At 68.6% G+C, this 17,135-nt stretch carries 19 protein-coding genes; 4 read left to right on the plus strand and 15 right to left on the minus strand.

Features of this window, described 5'->3' with window-relative positions; translation table 11 throughout:
* Positions 1–327 precede the first annotated feature (327 nt).
* The 11 genes from AVL48_RS14895 to AVL48_RS14945 form a co-directional block, all read right to left on the minus strand.
* Positions 328–1,125 (minus strand): ESX secretion-associated protein EspG, encoded by a 798-nt coding sequence (locus AVL48_RS14895; RefSeq protein ID WP_061981685.1) that lies wholly within the window; start codon positions 1,123–1,125, stop codon positions 328–330.
* A gap of 97 nt (positions 1,126–1,222) precedes the next feature.
* Entirely contained in the window at positions 1,223–2,578 is a 1,356-nt protein-coding gene (locus AVL48_RS14900) for a PPE domain-containing protein (protein WP_061981686.1), read from the minus strand.
* A gap of 3 nt (positions 2,579–2,581) precedes the next feature.
* Positions 2,582–3,175 (minus strand): DUF3558 domain-containing protein, encoded by a 594-nt coding sequence (locus AVL48_RS14905; RefSeq protein ID WP_061981687.1) that lies wholly within the window; start codon positions 3,173–3,175, stop codon positions 2,582–2,584.
* A complete protein-coding gene (locus tag AVL48_RS14910; protein WP_061981688.1) occupies positions 3,175–3,585 on the minus strand; it encodes a hypothetical protein in 411 nt (136 codons plus the stop codon). Before AVL48_RS14910 ends, AVL48_RS14905 begins: the two co-directional genes overlap by 1 nt.
* Before the next feature lie 142 nt (positions 3,586–3,727).
* Complete coding sequence (gene rplI, locus AVL48_RS14915; RefSeq protein ID WP_061981689.1) at positions 3,728–4,183, minus strand: 50S ribosomal protein L9; 456 nt, start codon at positions 4,181–4,183, stop codon at positions 3,728–3,730.
* A gap of 12 nt (positions 4,184–4,195) precedes the next feature.
* On the minus strand, positions 4,196–4,444 hold the full coding sequence (rpsR, locus tag AVL48_RS14920; RefSeq protein WP_005168122.1) for a 30S ribosomal protein S18: 249 nt from the start codon (positions 4,442–4,444) through the stop codon (positions 4,196–4,198).
* A gap of 88 nt (positions 4,445–4,532) precedes the next feature.
* The gene (locus AVL48_RS14925) at positions 4,533–5,042 is read right to left on the minus strand and encodes a single-stranded DNA-binding protein (RefSeq protein ID WP_061981690.1); all 510 of its coding nucleotides are present in this window, start codon (positions 5,040–5,042) and stop codon (positions 4,533–4,535) included.
* Between the two features lie 17 nt (positions 5,043–5,059).
* A complete protein-coding gene (rpsF, locus tag AVL48_RS14930) occupies positions 5,060–5,380 on the minus strand; it encodes a 30S ribosomal protein S6 (protein ID WP_177242327.1) in 321 nt (106 codons plus the stop codon).
* Positions 5,381–5,482: 102 nt separating this feature from the next.
* On the minus strand, positions 5,483–6,370 hold the full coding sequence (locus AVL48_RS14935; protein WP_061981692.1) for a hypothetical protein: 888 nt from the start codon (positions 6,368–6,370) through the stop codon (positions 5,483–5,485).
* Positions 6,371–6,489: 119 nt separating this feature from the next.
* Positions 6,490–7,383 (minus strand): hypothetical protein, encoded by an 894-nt coding sequence (locus tag AVL48_RS14940; protein WP_061981693.1) that lies wholly within the window; start codon positions 7,381–7,383, stop codon positions 6,490–6,492.
* Between the two features lie 123 nt (positions 7,384–7,506).
* Positions 7,507–8,343 (minus strand): hypothetical protein, encoded by an 837-nt coding sequence (locus AVL48_RS14945; protein WP_061981694.1) that lies wholly within the window; start codon positions 8,341–8,343, stop codon positions 7,507–7,509.
* 121 nt (positions 8,344–8,464) lie between these two features.
* On the opposite strand from AVL48_RS14945, the gene AVL48_RS14950 reads away from it, so the two are divergent.
* The gene (locus tag AVL48_RS14950) at positions 8,465–9,244 is read left to right on the plus strand and encodes a deoxyribonuclease IV (protein ID WP_061981695.1); all 780 of its coding nucleotides are present in this window, start codon (positions 8,465–8,467) and stop codon (positions 9,242–9,244) included.
* Positions 9,245–9,319: 75 nt separating this feature from the next.
* On the opposite strand, the gene AVL48_RS14955 is transcribed toward AVL48_RS14950, so the two are convergent.
* Entirely contained in the window at positions 9,320–9,805 is a 486-nt protein-coding gene (locus tag AVL48_RS14955) for a hypothetical protein (RefSeq protein WP_061981696.1), read from the minus strand.
* Positions 9,806–9,822: 17 nt separating this feature from the next.
* Between AVL48_RS14955 and AVL48_RS14960 the strand changes: the two genes are divergently transcribed.
* Positions 9,823–10,428 carry a hypothetical protein gene (locus AVL48_RS14960; RefSeq protein WP_244162614.1) on the plus strand — a complete coding sequence of 202 codons (606 nt, stop codon included), beginning with the start codon at positions 9,823–9,825 and terminating at the stop codon, positions 10,426–10,428.
* A 44-nt stretch (positions 10,429–10,472) separates the two neighbouring features.
* Entirely contained in the window at positions 10,473–10,820 is a 348-nt protein-coding gene (locus AVL48_RS14965) for a hypothetical protein (RefSeq protein WP_061981698.1), read from the plus strand.
* Here AVL48_RS14965 and AVL48_RS14970 read toward each other — a convergent pair.
* Both AVL48_RS14970 and AVL48_RS14975 read right to left on the minus strand, forming a co-directional pair.
* Positions 10,777–12,321, minus strand: a complete 1,545-nt coding sequence (locus tag AVL48_RS14970; protein WP_082857646.1) for a glycosyltransferase family 87 protein — start codon at positions 12,319–12,321, stop codon at positions 10,777–10,779. The genes AVL48_RS14965 and AVL48_RS14970 overlap by 44 nt on opposite strands.
* A gap of 17 nt (positions 12,322–12,338) precedes the next feature.
* Positions 12,339–13,427: an ROK family transcriptional regulator gene (locus AVL48_RS14975; protein ID WP_061981700.1), complete on the minus strand. Its 1,089-nt coding sequence runs from the start codon at positions 13,425–13,427 to the stop codon at positions 12,339–12,341.
* A 55-nt stretch (positions 13,428–13,482) separates the two neighbouring features.
* On the opposite strand from AVL48_RS14975, the gene AVL48_RS14980 reads away from it, so the two are divergent.
* Positions 13,483–14,532 (plus strand): Gfo/Idh/MocA family oxidoreductase, encoded by a 1,050-nt coding sequence (locus AVL48_RS14980; protein WP_074038275.1) that lies wholly within the window; start codon positions 13,483–13,485, stop codon positions 14,530–14,532.
* Here AVL48_RS14980 and AVL48_RS14985 read toward each other — a convergent pair whose 3' ends face one another.
* On the minus strand, positions 14,533–17,067 hold the full coding sequence (locus AVL48_RS14985) for a transglycosylase domain-containing protein (protein ID WP_061981702.1): 2,535 nt from the start codon (positions 17,065–17,067) through the stop codon (positions 14,533–14,535).
* Positions 17,068–17,135: the final 68 nt, after the last annotated feature.

Here is a 17,135-nt window from a genome sequence, read left to right on the forward strand (position 1 = left end):
ACTGGCCCGGCGGGCACGGTAGGCCCCCCGAAAGGACCAGCGCAATTTCGCCTGGGGACCGCCCTGTGGACAACCTGGGGATGACTGCGGGCATCCCTTCACAGGTGACCCAAAGCCTGTGTACAACTTGTGGGCAACGGTGGAAGGGTCTGACAAAACCGCTGGTCAGAGCCTGTGTACATACTGTGGAGAACTTTATTCAAATCCGTCCGGCGTGTCGGGCAAAACCCGTCGTTCGGCGTGTCGCACGGCAGCGCACAGGGGTGCCCTGTGGATGAATGCTACGCACGGTAGAGGGCCCACCCGCGGGGCGGACCGGCATGTGCCTCAGGACGCGAACAACCTGCCCTGTGCGCTCCGTAGTCGTTCTCCGAGAATCTGCTGGTCGGCGGGTGTGAAGGCGATCCTCGGCTCGCCACTCCCCGGTACCTCTTCGGTCAGCCACCGGCCCTCGGACGTATCGATGTAGTTCACCGGGCGTTCGATCCGCTGCCGCGCGCCGCTCCGGCCGCGAGCGGCGACATAAAGGCTGCCGCTGCCCAATCGGCGTAGCGCGAGGATGCGGCGAAGCTCGTCGGCCTCCTGGCTGCCGGCGCTCTGCCGTCCGCTGCGAAGCACCTCGAAGCCCTCGTCCTGCGCCGTCGACGACGAACGCGGCGCTTCGATCTCGCTCTTCGGGACGGCGATCGGGCGTCCGCGTCCCGGCGCGAGCTTCGGGATCTGGTCGAGGAACTCGGTGAGCAGCTCCTCGGGCCGCACCGAAGCGAGCGCGATGCCGTCGTGTTCGCTGTGCCGGGCGAGTACGAACCCCTCCCCGCCACTGCTGCCCGCCAGCAGGGTGAAGCTCAGCGCCTTGCCCTCGAATCCGCCGTCGACCCAGCCGTAGTACTCCAGGGACGGCCTGGCGATGGCTTCGAGCGTCGCCTTGAATCCGGGGTGCAATCCCCTGGCGCCGAAGAGGCCCTGGCTCGCCAGTTCCTCGTTGGCCCGTTCGTCCTCGGTCCGCTGCGCGTCCTCGCTGTACCAGGTCGGTGTTTCCGACAGGATCGTGTGCGGTTCGCCGCCTCGGCGGCGGATCAGCGTGATGAGGGTGCCGGTCGTGATCGTGACCTGCTTGTCCAGCACCGGAACTGCCCCCTAGTCGTTCATGTTCGTTCAGCCCGGAACAAGACAAGCCGGGCGCGGCGCCAATTTTGGCACGCGCCCGGCGCGGGAGTACGTATTACTCCCCGATCACCGGCGGTGCGGTGAGTTCGTCGGTGCCGAAGATGTCGTTGGGGTCGTCGCCGACGAGGTACTTGGAGCTGCGCTCCTCGTCCTCGGCACCCTTCCCCTTGGCGCCACCGGCACCCATGCCGCCCATGCCGCCACCCATCATGCCGCCCGCGCCGCGACCCGCTCCGGCGCCTGCACCCGCCGCGCCACCGCCCACACCGGCACCGCCCATCGCACCCGCGTTGCCGGGCAGGGCCGCGCCGCTCCCGCCACCGGGACCGAATCCGGGGCCGAAGCCGCCGTCCGGACCGAAGCCGCCCGCGCCGGGGATGTCGGTGCCGCCGAAGCCGGCGCCACCACCACCACCGCCACTCGGGCCGAAGCCGCCGGCACCGGGGATCTTCGGCGGGGTGAAGCCGGAGGCGTTCGTCCCGTCGTCCCAGGACGGCGGCTTGTAGTTGCTGCCGGGGATGTTCGGGTTGTACTGCCCGCCGGGCAGGTTGGAACCCGGCAGGTTCGAGCCGGGGATGTTCGACCCCGGCAGGTTGCTTCCGGGAAGGTTCGATCCGGGCAGATTCGAACCCGGCGTGCCGATACCCGGCATGTTCGAACCGGGAATGCTCGGCATCCCGCCGGGCGGCAGCCCACCGGGCGGCATCGACCCGGGCGGCGTCGAGATGCCCGGCATGCCGTTGTGCCCGTTCCGGTCGCCCTGCCCGTTCCCGTTGCCGTCCTTGTCCTTGCCGTTTCCGCCGCCGCCGTTGACGTCGACGTTCGTGTTCTGCCCCTCCATCTTGCTGTAGGTGGGCAGCTTCTTGCCGTTCTCGGAACTGGCCTTGAAGTACTCGTTGAACGCGTCGACGTTCGCTTGACCCTTTTGGTTGTAGTCCCGGATCGCGCGGTCGGTGTCGGTCGTCCACGGCGTGATCGAGTTGAGCAGGTTGTTCTTCGGCGGATCCTTCGGTACCGGCTGGACCTTCGCCTTCACCGTGGTGAACGCGGTGTTCTGTTCGCCGAGGTACTTGTCGGAGTCCGTCAGCTTCTTGCCGGAGTCTTCCATCCAGACCCGCAGCGGATGCGCGCCGGACTCCTGCGCGGCTTCGGCGCTCTTACCCGTCCAGGCGGCGTCCATCTCCTTCGACAGGTTGTCGATGGTGGTCAGCCTTTCCTGGTAACCGGCCTTGAGCCGGGTCGCCGCGGCCTGTCCCTCCTGGATCGACCCGGTACCCGGGCCGGTGACGATCTTCTCCCAGATGTTGTAGCAATCGATCTTGCGATCGCCGCCCGACGCTTCGAAGTCGCCGGATTTCGTCGTCGCCAGGTTGTAGGCCGAGTACCCGGCGATGATCGGCAGCAGGAACACGCCTCAGCCCTCCTTCAACGTCTCGATCATCGCTTCCCCCACTTTGCGCGCCACCGGGCACGGATCGCTCGCGCCCGCCCCGTGGTCGTACTGCACCAGGATGTTCACGGCCAGCTGGTCGGTCACGCCGACGAACAGACCGCATTTGCCGCTCTTGCGGCCGTCGAGCGCGGCGGCGTACACCGCCGGGTAGCCGGCGATCTCGGTCGGCTCGAAGTATTCGTCGTTGGCCTTCGTGTCGTAGACGTCGCTGAGGCCGTTCTTGTTCGCGAGCACCGGGCTGATGTCGATCTGGTTCAGCCGGTCGTCCACCGCGAACAGCGAGCAGCCGGGGCCGACGCTCGTGGTCCCCTGCTCGCCGTCACTGAGGCCGAGCTCGGACCGCTTCGCCGGAGACAAGGCGGAGCACGCGTTGCTCTCGATCGACGACGTCTTCAACGGGCTCGACACCTTGGGCGCGGAGCCGGACGAGCCGCTCGACGCGCTCGGGGCACCGGTCGTGTACGACGGCTCGGAGGACGCCGTGCCGGTCTTGGTGCCCGAACAGCCCGCGACCAGCGCGGCGGCGGCGAAAACGAAGACGAGGGAACGGCGCATCACAGGGCCTTGTGCTTGTTGAGCGAAGCCTGCGTTTCGGCCTCGTTCGTGGCGATCTTCTGCTTCGCGGCCGTCAGCTGGTCGATGTAGTTCTGGACGTAGTCCTGCATCTTCTGGTTCTGCTCCAGGAACGCCTTGCCGGAGGGGTTGGCCAGCTTCTCCCAGTCGCCGCTCGCGAACTCCTTGCCCGGCGCCTTGACGTTCGCCATCAGGTTCGCGTCGCGGAAGTCCTTCTTGAGCTCGACCTGCAGGTCCGTCCACTTCTTGATGATGCCGTCGATCTTGTCCTTGTCGAAGGTGAAGCCGCCGCCACCCCCACCGGACGTCGACGCCGGCTTGTCCGGGTTGGCCGGCGCGGACACCGTGACCTTCTCCTGCCGGTTCTGCTCGGCGTTGCTGTCGTAAGCCATTGCTCCCAGATCCCCTTTTGCGTCCCCGTGCCTCGACGTCGAGTCAATCCTAGGACGTGCCCCGGCCGAGTGGGGTTCCGTGGCAAAGCGAAGGGCGGGGTATCTCCGTGAAGGAGAAACCCCGCCCTGTGCCGAAGCGGTGTTACTTCGCCTTGACCTCGAGTCGCACGTCGACGCGGACGTCGGGGTGCAGGCGGGCGCCGACCGAGTGCTTGCCCACGGTCTTGATGTGGTCCTTCAGCTCGATGACGCGCTTGTCGAGCAGCGGGCCGCCGGCGGCCTTGATCGCGTCCACGATCTCGGCGGTGGTGATCGAACCGAAGAGCTTCTTCGAGCCCTCGGCCGCCTTGCCGGTCAGCTGGACGGCGCCGAGGCCCTCCAGGGTCGCCTTGATCTCCTTGGCGTGGTCGAGGTCGCGGATGCGACGGCTCTCCTGCGCCCGCTTGATCGTGCGCACGTTCTTCTCCGCACCCTTGGTGGCCACGATCGCGTAGCCGCGCGGGAGGAGGAAGTTGCGCGCGTAGCCGTCCTTGACCTCGACGATGTCGCCGGGTCCACCGAGGTTGGCGACGTCGGTGGTGAGAATGATCTTCGCCATTGACGTGCCTCCTTAGCGTGCGGTCGAGGTGTAGGGCAGCAGCGCCATTTCGCGGGAGTTCTTGACCGCGATGGCGATGTCACGCTGGTGCTGGCTGCAGTTGCCGGTCACCCGGCGGGCACGGATCTTGCCGCGGTCGGAGATGTACTTCCGCAGCAGGTTGGTGTCCTTGTAGTCGATGTTCTCCGGGCGGCCCTTCTTCTCGGCCTTGCAGAACACGCAGACCTTCTTCTTGGGCTTGCGGATGGGTGGCTTGGCCACGGTGCTACTCCTGGATTTCTACGTAGTGGTTGTCTCTAGGCGTCTCGCGGAGCTTTCGCCCGCGGTGGACGCCTGCTGCGACTTCGGATCAGAAGGGCGGCTCGTCGGAGAAGCCACCGCCACCACCGGCACCGCCGGCGGGCGGAGCGGAACCCCACGGGTCGTCGGCGGGCGGGCCGCTCTGGCCTCCGCCGCCGCCACCACCGAAGCCGCCGCCACCGCCACCGGTGCCACGGCTGACCTTGTTCACCTTGGCGGTGGCGTAGCGCAGCGAGGGACCGATCTCATCGACCTCGAGCTCGACGACAGTGCGCTTCTCGCCTTCTTTGGTCTCGAAAGACCGCTGCTTGAGGCGCCCCTGCACGACGACTCGCGCGCCACGGGTCAGCGACTCGGCGACGTTCTCGGCCGCCTGACGCCAGATGTTGCAGCGCAGGAACAGGGCCTCGCCGTCCTTCCACTCACCGGACTGGCGGTCCAGCGTGCGCGGGGTGGACGCGACGGTGAAGTTCGCGACCGCCGCACCGGAAGGGGTGAAGCGAAGCTCCGGGTCGGACGTGAGATTGCCGATCACCGTGATGACGGTGTCTCCAGCCATCGGAAAAGTCCTTCGGCTCAGGCCTTGGCGGCGACGGGCTTGGCCGGCTTGATCTCGCGGCGCATGACCTTGGTGCGGAGCACGGTCTCCTGGAGCGAGAGCTGACGGTCCAGCTCCTTGACCGCTTCCGACGTCGAGTTCAGGTCGAGGAGCGCGTAGATGCCCTCGGCGTGCTTCTTGATCTCGTACGACAGACGGCGGCGTCCCCAGACGTCGACCTTCTCCACGCTTCCGCCCGAAGTGCGGATGACGTTGAGGAAGGTGTCCAGGGTCGGTGCGACCGTACGCTCATCGAGCGTGGGGTCCAGGATGACCATTACCTCGTAATGGCGTGACACAACCACTCACCTCCTATGGGCTCGCGGCCACGGACTGTCCGTGGCAGGAGGGTTTGTCCAGGTAAGCGTACCTGGCGGCTTCACACCGGTCCCGAACGGGCGTCAGGAGACGCGGCGGAGGACCCAGGTACGGACCAGCGCGGCGGTCACGCCGGCGAGCACGAGCACCGCGAGCAGCATCGGCAGCTGGACGTCGCCGGGCATGCCGTCGGTCGCGAGCGCTTCGGCGTTGCCCGCGTTGCGGACGTCCGGACCCTGCCCGGCCTGGCCCTCGCCGGGAAGGCCGTACTGCGGGGCGCCCTCGCCGGGGAGCGGGCTGTTGGCCGGGTAGCGCACGCCCGGCGCCACCGCGACACCCGGCTGCGCGACCGGCAGGTTGCCGTAGTCGCGCGGCGGGGCGTGACCGGTGCCGTTGTTGCTGCCGCCGGGGAGCAGGTTCGGGGTGGACGGCAGCGCGTGGGTGCCGCCGCCGGTGCCGCCCTGCTGCGGGCCGGTGGTGCCCGGGGTCGGCAGCGCGGGCGCGACGTAGTTCGTGGCGACCGTGGTCAGGCCGCAGCTTCCGGCGACCTTGTGCTTGATGGAGTCGAGGGTCTTCTCGGGGTCGAGCCCGAGGCCCCAGGACTTGGTGTTCTTGACCGCCTGCCGCACGGCCGCGCCGATGGCCTCACCCTGGACCGAGCCGCCCGCGGCGTTCGGGATCGTGCCGACGGAGATGGTGTTGACCTTGGCGATGTCGTTCGCGGCGACGTCGTAGAGGGCCAGCGTGCCCGCTTCCCTCGCGCCGGCGCGCACCAGTTCCTTGACCGAGGAGCCGGTGATCGCGACGGTGTCGCCGATCCCGCCGTTGACGGTGCCGCCGCACGCGTTCGCCAGCGTGGTCGCGGCCGAGGCGGTGCCGCCCGCCAGTAACGCGCCGCCGGTGACCATGGCCGCTAGTGCGGAGACGGTGAGCGCCTTGCGGGTGGTCTGCCAGATGGTGGTCTTCCGCACGAGCGCGATCCTCCGGGGTCGGTGGGGGCGTGTGGCGGTGCATCAGGTTTTCGTCAGCGAAAAAAGCACAGCCACCGGGGATAACGAGAGAGTGAGCAGAAAGATACTAGGCGGTAGGACTAACGTGAAGCGGCCATTCGGCGGAGTACCCAGGTCCGGACCAGCCCCGCGCTGACTCCGGAGAGTGCCAAAACGGCGAGCAGCAGCGGAAGTTTCCCGTCCTGAGTGAAGCCGTCGCTCACGTTCGGTAGCGCTTCGGCTTGTCCCGCGGTGTGGACATCCGGGTTCGCGGTGCCGTTCTCGCCTTCGGCCGCGATGCCGAACTGCGGCGCGTAACCGGGGATCTGGCTGCCGTAGCGCAGCCCGGGCGAAGGGCTGAAGAGCCCGGCTGTCGCCATCGGGATGGAGCTGTAGTCGCGCATCGGGGCGTAGCCCGTGCTGATGCCCCAGGGCAGGCCGCCGAAATTCGGCGTGAAGGTGCCGGGCAGCAGCGGGCTGTTCGCGGCCGGGATACCGGGGCCGCTCGCCGGACTGCCGCCCTGCGCCGGAGTGCCGCCGGAGCCGCCCTGCTGCGGGGCGCCGGTGCCGGGGGCCGGTTTCCCGGGAGCGGGCTGGGCGCCGGGAGCCTTCTGGCCGCCGCCGGTCAGCGCCTGGGTGGTGCCCGTGACGGCGCCGTTCAGTGCCTCCGCGGCGGGCTCGCCGACGACCGGGACCGGCGCGACCACCGTGTTCACCACGGTCACCGTCACCTTGCAGACCGTGCCGAGCAGAGCGTTGATCGTGCCGGTGAGCACGCCGGAGACCGGACCGGCCTGGCCGAGGTTGAGCGGAATGCCGAGCAGTGGCGTCTTGCCGAGGATCGTGTCACCGGTCTTCGCGGTCACCGATCCACCGCAGGCGGCGGTCTTGGTCTCGGCGGCGGCGGCCGTACCCGGCATGGCGAGGGCGGCCGAGCCCGCGAGAATGAAGGCCGAAGCACCCAGGGCCGTCGCCCTCCGTGTCCGTTCGCGCATGCCTTCGACTCCTCCGTCGTCGGGTTCACCTACCTGCACAACGACGCTAAGGGAGACGAGTAACGCCCGCTCACCCGAAGAGATGAGGCATTCGAGTGGAAGTGGGCGTCACCGAGGGTGAGATCAGGCGGGCTTGCCCCGCAACCAGGCACGGACGAGGGCCGCGGCGACGACGGCCAGCGCCAGCACCGCGAGCAGCAGCGGCAGCTTGGCCGGGGCGACCGGCGCCTGGATGGCCTGCGCGCTGCCGGTGTCCTTCTCGTCGACGGTGGGCGGCGGCACCTCGCCGGGGATGATCTCGGTGATCACCGGCGCCTGGACGAAGTTGCCGGGAAGCAGCGCGGCGTTGCTGATCACGCCGGAGATCGAGTCGCCACTGATGCCGGTGGAGGAACCCGGACCGGTTTCGATCGGGAGTTCGCTACCCGGACCGCCGGGCTGGCCCGGCGCCGGCTTCGGGGGCTGCGGCTGGGGTTGGGGCTGGGGTTGGGGTTGGGGCTGCTGCGGCGGCTTGGGATCCTTGGGGGGATCTTCCGGGTCCGGACTCGGAAGATCCGGAAGGTCGGGGGCCACGTTCTGTGTCAGGTTGCCGACCGCGTTGACGGTGCCCTGCACAGGGGGGCAGACCCCCTTCGCGGCGAGGTCGCCGACCGCGTTGTCGGTGAGGCCGGTCGCCTTCACGATGTCGCCGACCGGCAGCGAGAGCAGCGGCTTGCGGCCCTTGGCGGTCTTGGCCTTCGAATCGAGCCCGACGGTCAACGCCTCGGGCGAGTTCAGCGGAGCGCCCGCGTCGAGCACGAGGCCGTTGCCGGACTGTCCGTTCTGCAGCGTGGTGGCGCAGTCGCCGGAAAGGGTCGGATTCGGTCCCTCCGCGGCCATCGCGATCGTCGGGAACGCGAGCCCGGCCGACACCGAGAGTGCGAATCCCCAAACCGTGATCCGCCCGGCAGTCTTCCCCATCGAGTTCGTCCTCCGCCCCTCAAGACCCAACGCGGTTTTCACAGAACGCGTTCACGCTACCCCACGAGCGTGACGGCCCGGGGCGCGCCGGGAAAGAATTCGCCCAGAGTATTTTGCTGGCATGAAAATCGGTGCCCATGTCCGCGACGACGACCCCCTATCCGCAGTCGCCGAACGCGACGCCGAGGTCCTCCAGTTCTTCCTTTCGGACCCGCAGGGCTGGAAGGCTCCGAAACCCCACCCGCACGGCGAAGCGATCAAAGAGTCGCCGGTCGAGGTGTACATCCATTCGCCGTATTTGATCAACGTGGCGTCGATGAACAACCGCATCCGCATCCCCTCGCGGAAGAACGTCACGCAGCACGCGAACGGCGCGGCCGAGATCGGCGCGAAGGGGCTTGTCGTGCACGGCGGCCACGTCGGTTCCGCGGAAGACGTCGAAGAAGGCCTCGTCAACTGGCGCAAGCTCTTCGAGCGTGAACAGGAGAAGGGCGGCTTCGCCGTGCCGATCCTGATCGAGAACACCGCGGGCGGCGACAACGCGATGACCCGGGATCTCGACACGATCGCCCGGCTCTGGGACAAGGTCGGGGAATTCGGCGCGGGTTTCTGTTTCGACACCTGCCACGCGTACGCGGCGGGCTGGGACCTGACCGAGGCGGTCAAGAAGGTCAAGGCCATCACCGGCCGGATCGACCTGGTGCACCTCAACAACTCGCGCGACGAATTCGGCTCCACCCGTGACCGGCACGCCAACGTCGTCGGTGGCGACGGCACGATCGACCCCGAGGTGCTGGCCGCGGTCGCGGCCGAGGCGGGCGCCCCGGTGGTCGTCGAGACCCCGGCCGGCGGCCAGGCCGCGGACATCGCCTACGTCCGCGAACGCGTCGCCTCCGCCTGACCCCACCCCGCGCAATTAGTCCTCTGAATGCGTTCACGGCGGTGACGCCCCACCGCATTTAGAGGACTGATCGCGTCAGTCGGCGTTCTCTTCCTCGCGCTTCCGGCGCCGCGTCTCGGCGCGCGCCGCGAGGGTGTCGCGGTGCCTGACCATCTGCGAGACGAGCGAGGCGGCGTCGCGCAAGGCTTCCCTGGTGTCGAGTTCGTAGTCGTGATCCGACGACTGGTAGCGCGCCCACGCCAGTTCGGTGTCGGTGCCGACAGCGCTCGTCCGCAGCCAGGCCACCGTGGTGTCGATCATCGAATCGAGCTGAGCCAGCCGCGCGTGCAATCCACCGGCGCCGCTTTCGTCCGGTGCGCCGGCGAACGCGCTGGGCTCGTCGACGGCCTCACCCAGCTTCTCCCGCGCGGTGATGTCGGTGATCTCCTCGGTGTCGCGTGGCAGCTCCGCCGCCAGCTCCCACCGGCCCCGCGCGTAACGCTCGACCATGACGATCGCGGAGTATCCGTGCAGCGTCGTGGTGCGGTACACGACTGTGCCGTGCGCCAGGTGGAAGGCCATGCGCGCAGGCTACCCAGGTGGGAGTTCGTTCCCTCTCGAGCGGGAAGTCCGTCCGCGCGGATACCGCGAGGCTCGACCTCGACCGGGAAACACCCGGTATCGGAGGGGAAGCCATGAACATCAAGTCGAAGATCGCCGCGGTCGCGGTGCTGGCCGTCGTCGCGGGAACGTCGGGGGCGACGCAGGCGACGGCGGCTTCGCCGTCCGGGTCGGTCGTCGTGGGCTCGGCGGGAGGCCCGCTGACCTTCCCCGGTTACGAGGGCGAGCCCGTTCGGTTCGACTTCGCGGCTTTCGGCGAGCCTGGGAAGTCCTCTGGCCGGTTCCACGTGAATCACTTGTCCGTGGCGGGGAAGCTCGTGGCCGACTTCGACGGCCGGGTCGACTGCGTCGCGCGCGCCGGTGAGCTCGCCATGGTGACCGGCGTGATCGAACGCGCGGACATTCCCGGGCTCCCGGTGAACGTCGTCGGCCGCCGAGTCGGCTTCTCGGTACGTGACGAACCGCGCGGTCACGACTGGATCGGCTGGAGCTGGGCTTACGGCTCGATCGAGCAGGACGTCCTGCCCTGCACCGGACCGGTTCCGTTCTTTCGGACCAGTGAGGGCGGCTACACCGTGCGCTGAATCGGCTTGACCCTCACGCCGCGGGAGGGTCGAACCTGATCGGCATGAGCAAGCATCGAACCGTGTACCGGGCGGAGGACGGCGAGCACGTCGGCTACGTCGTCCCCGCCCGGGACGCTGCTGCCGCGCGTTGGCAGGCACTGACCGTTTTCGGCTACCCGCTCGGCGGACCGGCCGCCTTCGACGACTCCGTCGCGTTGCTGGAGGCGGAAGGGCTGGCCGTCCTCGCCGACCGCTGGTCGGTCAAACACGGTGACGACTGGTTCGCCTGCCGCCTGGTCGAGACCTCGCCTGACGAGGTCGTCGTCCAGATCGAGGACTTCGGCGCGGAGGACTTCGGCAAGCGGCTCAGGCTGGAGCGCCCTGGGCCTGAGGTGTTGAAACGCGCTTAGCGTCCGGCGCGCCGTCGAGGAAGCCACCCACCGGATCGTCGTCCCCGGCGAGGCGGACGAGGTCTGTGCGTGGCCGGTAGATCTCGCGGATCACCAGCGCACACAGGCCGATCACCGCGAGGTCGCGGACCACGACGGTGCCGAGGAACCAGTCCTCGGGCAGCCCCTTGTTGTCGACGCCGAGGTAGTACATCATCCGCGGCGCCCAGACCAGCGCGTCGATGAGCATCCAGCCGAGCAGCAACCGCCAGCGCGGGATCGCGAGCACCGCCAAGGGCACCAGCCACAGCGAGTACTGCGGGCTCCACACCTTGTTGGTCAGCAGGAACGCGGCCACCACGAGGAAGGCGAGCTGGCCGAGCCGCGGCCGTCGCGGCGCCTTCAGCGCGATGTACCCGATGCCGACGCAAGCGGCGAGGAACAACAGCGCGACGACGGTGTTGAGCACGACCGGCGTTTCGCCGGTGGCGAGCTTGCCGTCGAAACCGGTCCACCCGGACAGGTGGGAGATCACGTTGTAGAGCGAATCCGGATCCATCGGACGCACGGTGTTGAGCCGGAAGAACTCCCACCAGCCGGTGGGTGCGGCGAGCGCGAACGGGACGTTGACCACCACGAACGTCACCGCGGCGAGCCCGGCGGTGAGCGCCCACTGTTTGACCTTGCCCGCGCGCAGGCACAGGAAGAACAGCGGGATGAGCAGAAGCAGCGGATACAGCTTCGCCGCCGCGCCGAGGCCCAGCAGGAAACCCGCGACCTCCGGCCGCCGCCGGGCCCAGGCGAGCAGCGCGGTCGCGGTGAACGCGGTCGCGATCGCGTCGAAGTTGGTGAACGTGTGCACCAGCACCAGCGGCGAGATCGCCACCAGGGCGGCGTCCCACGGGCGGCGTTTCAACGACCGGCCGGTCGCCCACACCGTCACCAGCCAGGCCAGCGCGAGCCAGAGCGCGGAGATGTTGAAGTAGACGGCGACCGGGAGCGCGCCGGGCAGCCAGCCCGATTCCGCGACCGAAAGCCACGCTTCGGTGAGCTTCGCGTTGATCCACTGGAACAGCCCGGTCGCGACCGGGTACTCCATGTACCGCGTGGTCTCCTTCACCGTGCCCGCGTTCTCGGTCCACGAAGTCACGTACGGGAAGGTGTCCGGATTGTTCAGCCGCTCGGAACTGTAGAGCGGGATGATGTCCGAGTAGCACATCGCGACGAACGGGCGGCCCGCCCGCCAGTCGAGCTGGTTCATCCCGGAGTCGTCGGTGTACTGCTGGATGCAGGACGCCTTGCCGAACCACGACAGCAGCAGCGCGAGGCAGGCCAGCAGCAGCCCGACTCGCTGCGGTGACCAGAACCAGTGCCGTCCTACGGCAGCGTGCTCGCCGAGCGGCCCACCGATCGGCCGGGTGGCCGTGGCCACGAGCGGTTCGTTCCAGCTCGGGATGACCCGTTCGCCCGGGGTGAGGGAGAGCGGGGCCTCGGGCTCCGGCGGGGTCGTCTGGTCGGACACGTGGCGGATGTTAGCGCCTAACCGGGTGACCATCCGGTGATGTCGCCGCTGTCGTAGAACCCGGCCAGCACCTCGGCCGCCGCCCCGAACGCGACGACGTCGTCGCCCATCTCGTCGAGATCGACCTGGATCCGTTGCCAGTGCGGCAAAGGCAGCAGTTCTCGCAGCCGCGCGGCGACGGTGTCGCGGTAGCTCTCCGGCTCGGCGCGGACCGCGCGGCCGGTCAGGACCACGCGTTCGAGGTCGAGGATCTGGACGAGGTCGGCGAGCCCGGTCCCCAGCAGGCCCGCCGCCTCCTCCGTGGTCGCGGCCGCGTTGTGCAGCACCTCGACGCAGCCGCGGCGTCCGCAAGCGCAGCGCGGCCCGTCGAAGGCGAGTGTCGTGTGCCCGAACTCGCCGGCGTTGGTCCGGGGTCCGCGGTACAGCTTGCCGTCGATCAGCAGGCCGACGCCGATCCCGGTGCCGACGAGCACGACGGCGGTCGCGGTTCGGTCGCCCTCGGGCCAGTGCTGGGCGAACGCGGCGGCGTTGGTGTTCTTGTCGAGCCGCACGGGCACTCCGGTGCGTTTCGCGAGCAGGTCGCGCAGGGGGACGTGGTGCCAGCCCGGCATGTTCGTGGCGTCCCGGACGACACCTTCGCGGTGGTCTAGCGGTCCGACGGCGCCGACACCGAGGCCGAGCACGCGTTCGCGCTCGACGCCGTCAAGCAGCGTTTCGGTCGCTTCGGCGAGTGCGGAAACGGCCTGGTCAGGGCTGAATCCCGGCGGCAGCCCGCCACCCTCCGACGCGATGATCTTCCCGGTCAGGTCGGTCCTGAGCACTCGGAAGGAGTCGCGGTCGAGCTGGGCGCCGAGCGCGTGCCGGGCGTCCGCGCGGACACGCAGCAGCGTGCGCGGCTTGCCGACCCCGGAGGCGGGTTGGCGCTCCTCGTCGAGCAGGCCGGCGTCGAGCAGTTCGGGGACGATCTTCGAGACGGCCTGCTGGGTGAGGCGGGTGCGTTCGGCGAGTTCGACGCGGCTGAGGCCGCCCGCGCGCAGGATGTGCGTGAGCAGCAGCGCGCGGTTGTGCTGGCGCAGGCCGCGCAGATTGACCCCGGTCTCCGGCATAGCGCGCATCCTGCCACGAGTGGCCGATTACGCAACACTGTTGTTTAATAGTGTCATGGCTGACTTGCGAGTGGGGATCTTCGGATACGGCATCGGCGGGCGCGTCTTCCACGCCCCGCTGATCAACGCGACGCCGGGGCTGACCCCGGCCGCGATCGTCACCTCGAATCCGGAACGGGTCGAGCAGGCAGGCGCCGACTATCCGGACGCGGAGGTGCTGCCGGACGCGGACGCGTTGTTCGCGAAGGCCGGTGAACTGGATCTGGTCGTGGTCAGCACGCCGAACCGCACGCACGGCCCGCTCGCACTCCAGGCGATCGAAGCAGGGCTGCCAGTCGTCGTCGACAAGCCCTTCGCGCCGACGGCGGCCGAAGCGGCGAAGGTCGTCGAAGCCGCGAAGGCCAAGGGCGTCGGCTTGACGGTGTTCCAGAACCGCCGGTTCGACTCGGACTTCCTCACCGTGCGAAAGCTCATCGACGCCGGCCGCCTCGGCGCCGTCTTCCGCTTCGAATCACGCTACGACCGATGGGTGCCGGAACCGCGGGACAACTGGCGGGAGTTCGGTGACCCCGCCGAGGCGGGCGGGCTGCTCTACGACCTCGGCGCGCATATCGTCGACCAGGCGTTGCAGCTGTTCGGACCGGTCGCCGAGGTCTACGCGGAGGTCGACAAGCGGCGTGCCGGAGTGTCGGTCGACGACGACGTCTTCGTCGCCCTTCACCACACCAACGGTGTGCGCTCGCACCTGTGGGCGTCGGCGCTCGCGGGAACCCGGAACCCGCGGTTCCGCGTGCTCGGCGACAAGGCGACGTTCACGAAGTACGGCCTCGACGTCCAAGAGCCGCAGATCAAGGACGGGCTGCGGCCCGGCGATCCCGGCTGGGGCGTGGAACCGGCATCGGACGCCGGTCGGCTCGGCGTGAACGACGACGTCGAGACCGTGCCCACCGAGGTCGGCCGTTACGAGGACTTCTACGCCCAGGTGCGCGACGCGCTTCTCGGCAAGGGCAGCTTCCCGGTCGATCCCGTCTCCGCCGTGGAGGCGCTCCGGGTCATCGAGGCCGCTCACCTTTCCGGTGCCGAAAAGCGCGTCGTCACCCTCTAGCTATCCGTTGTCGCCTCTGCCGCCGCCACGGCCGGGACCGTTGCCACCGCTCTCTTCGCCGTTGTTCTCACTGGACGACGGTGGGTTCCGCGAGCTGGACGGCGGTTCCTCGTTCCGCGAAGACGACCCTGTCGACGGGCCGGTCGACGGAGTACCGGTCTCGCCGCCCGGGTCCTCGTTTTCGTCCGGCGGGGCTTGCGTCGATGGGACGTTGTTGGGGTTGTCGTCCCCGCCGATGATCTTGACCTTGTCGAAGCGCTCGCCCGGCTTCCCGTTCAGGTACAGGGAAATGAACTTCTGCCAGATCGGCCCGGCGATCGTCGAACCGAAGATCGCCTTGCCGTTCTTGCCCTTCAGCGGCTTGTCACCGTCGCCGCCGACCCAGACCGCGGCCGAGATCGACGGCGTGTAGCCGACCATCCAGGTCTGCGAGTTCGAGTCCTTCGCCGACGCGGGCTCGCCCGGACGGTAGGTGTGCTGCTGGGTCCCGGTCTTGCCCGCGCACTCGTGGCCATTGGGGCACTTGAGCTTCGAGAACGGGATGACCCCCTTGAGCGACTCGGTGACGTTGCCGGCGATCTGCTTGCTCTTGTCGGCGTCGTCGGAGAACGCGGGCTTCGCCTCTTCCGGAGCGGAGTACGCGGCTTCGTCCTGCGAGTTGGTCACCTTGGCGACGAAGTGCCTGTCCCGTCGCTGGCCATCGCCCGCGAAAGTCGCGTACGCGGCGGCCATGTCCTCCGGGCTGACGGCCGTCTTGCCACCGCCGAGCGCGATGTTGTTGTCGGCGAACAGTTCGGAGGCGCCGTCGGGCGCGGGTTTGACCCCGGCGTCCTTGGCGGCCTGCGCCACCGGGCCCGGCTTGGTCACGTTCACGACCATGTCGTAGAACACAGTGTTCGCCGAGCGCTGCATCGCCTCGGACACCGTGCACTGTGCCGAACAGGAACTGCCGGGACCGGCGTTCCGGATCGTCTGCTTCCCGAACTGCCGGTTGTTGGATCCGTCGAACGTCGAGTTGATGCCGCCCTTGCCGAGCTGCAGGTACGCGGTGAGGTCGAACGGCTTCATCGACGAGCCGGGGTTCTGTGGCGTGTTCGCCCAGTCCCGGCCCTTTTGATCCTTGCCGTCGGGCCCCTTCACGATGGAAGGGCCGCCGTAGTACGCCTTCACGCCCCCGGTCTTGGGGTCGATCGCGACGAGCGCGTTGAGCAGGTTCTCGTCGGTCTGGCCCTTCATCCCGTCGGCCACCGCCTGCTCGGCCGCGGCCTGCGCCTTCGGGTCGATGGTCGTGTAGACCTTGTAACCGCCCCGGTAATAGACGTCGGCGGTGATGCCGTTCGCGGCCAGTTCTTCCTTGACCTTGTCGCGGATGAACGGGTTGACCACCCCGGCCTGCTGCTTGTCCTCTTGCGGGATCGGCGTCGGGAACTGAAGGTTCGCGCGATCCGCGGCGGAGAGGAAACCGTTCTGCACCATGCGGTTCAGCGCCACGGTCCACCGGTCGTTCGCGACCTTCGGGTTCTCCGAGCGGCCGGGCTGCTGGATGAGCCCCGCGAGCAGCGCCGCCTCGGACGCGTTCAGCTCGCCGGCGGGCTTGCCGAAGAACGCCTGCGCGGCCGACTCGATCCCGTATGCGCCACGCCCGAAGTAGATGATGTTCAGGTACGCCGAGATGATGTCCTTCTTCTCGTACGTCTGGTTCATTTTGAAGGACTTGGCGAGTTCGGTCCATTTACGGGAGAGCGACGATTCGTCATCCCCGCTGGCGACCTTGATGTACTGCTGGGAGATGGTCGAACCACCGCCCTTGCCCGCGGTCACCTGGTTGTAGATCGCGCGCAGGATGCCGCCGATGTCGAAACCGGAGTTCGTCTCGAAGGAGGCGTCCTCGGTGGCGATGACGGCCTTCTTGACGATGTCCGGGATCTGCTCCGGCGTCAAAATCTGCCGGTTGCCGCCCTTGGGCACGTCCTTGCCCATCTCGGTGTTGTCGGCGTAGTAGTAGGTCACCGCCTGGCCCTGCGTGGCCGCGACGGCCTGCGGCGACGGGACGTCGACGAGGAAGTAGGTGATCACGAACGCGATCGCCGGGATGACGAAGAACAGGCAGAACAGCGCGAGCAGCACCCGCCGGATCCGTCTCCACTTGCGCTTCTTGCGTTGCGCCGGGGTGAGGACGGGCTTGCCGTCCTCGTCGGTCTCCTGGCCGGGCCGGTCGTCGTCGTACGGCTCTTCGTAGCCGCGGTCGGCGTCGTACCGGTGCTCTGTGCCGTTGTGCTCGTGATGCGTGATGAGGTCCGGCTCGTGCTGCGGCGCGACCGGTGGTCGCTGCGAACGTCGCGGCGGCGGCTGCTGGGGCGGCCCCTGCTGCCGTTGCCACGGCGCTTGCCCGGGACCTTGCTGGTGGGCGCCCGGTCGCTGTCCGTGGCCCGGAGGCGGGCCCGCGGGACGACGGGGCGGTCCGGCCGGGCGTTGCGGACGACGTGCGGGGTCAGGGTCCTGACCTGGCCATCCGCCGTGGGGATCGTCGTTCACTTGGACGTCCTCCGAACCTTTCCGTGGTGAGCGCGGTCCTGCGGTCGCAGGTCTCCTTCTGGAGAAGA

Origin of the sequence: Amycolatopsis regifaucium, from assembly GCF_001613935.1 — a bacterium.
Lineage (GTDB): Bacteria > Actinomycetota > Actinomycetes > Mycobacteriales > Pseudonocardiaceae > Amycolatopsis > Amycolatopsis regifaucium.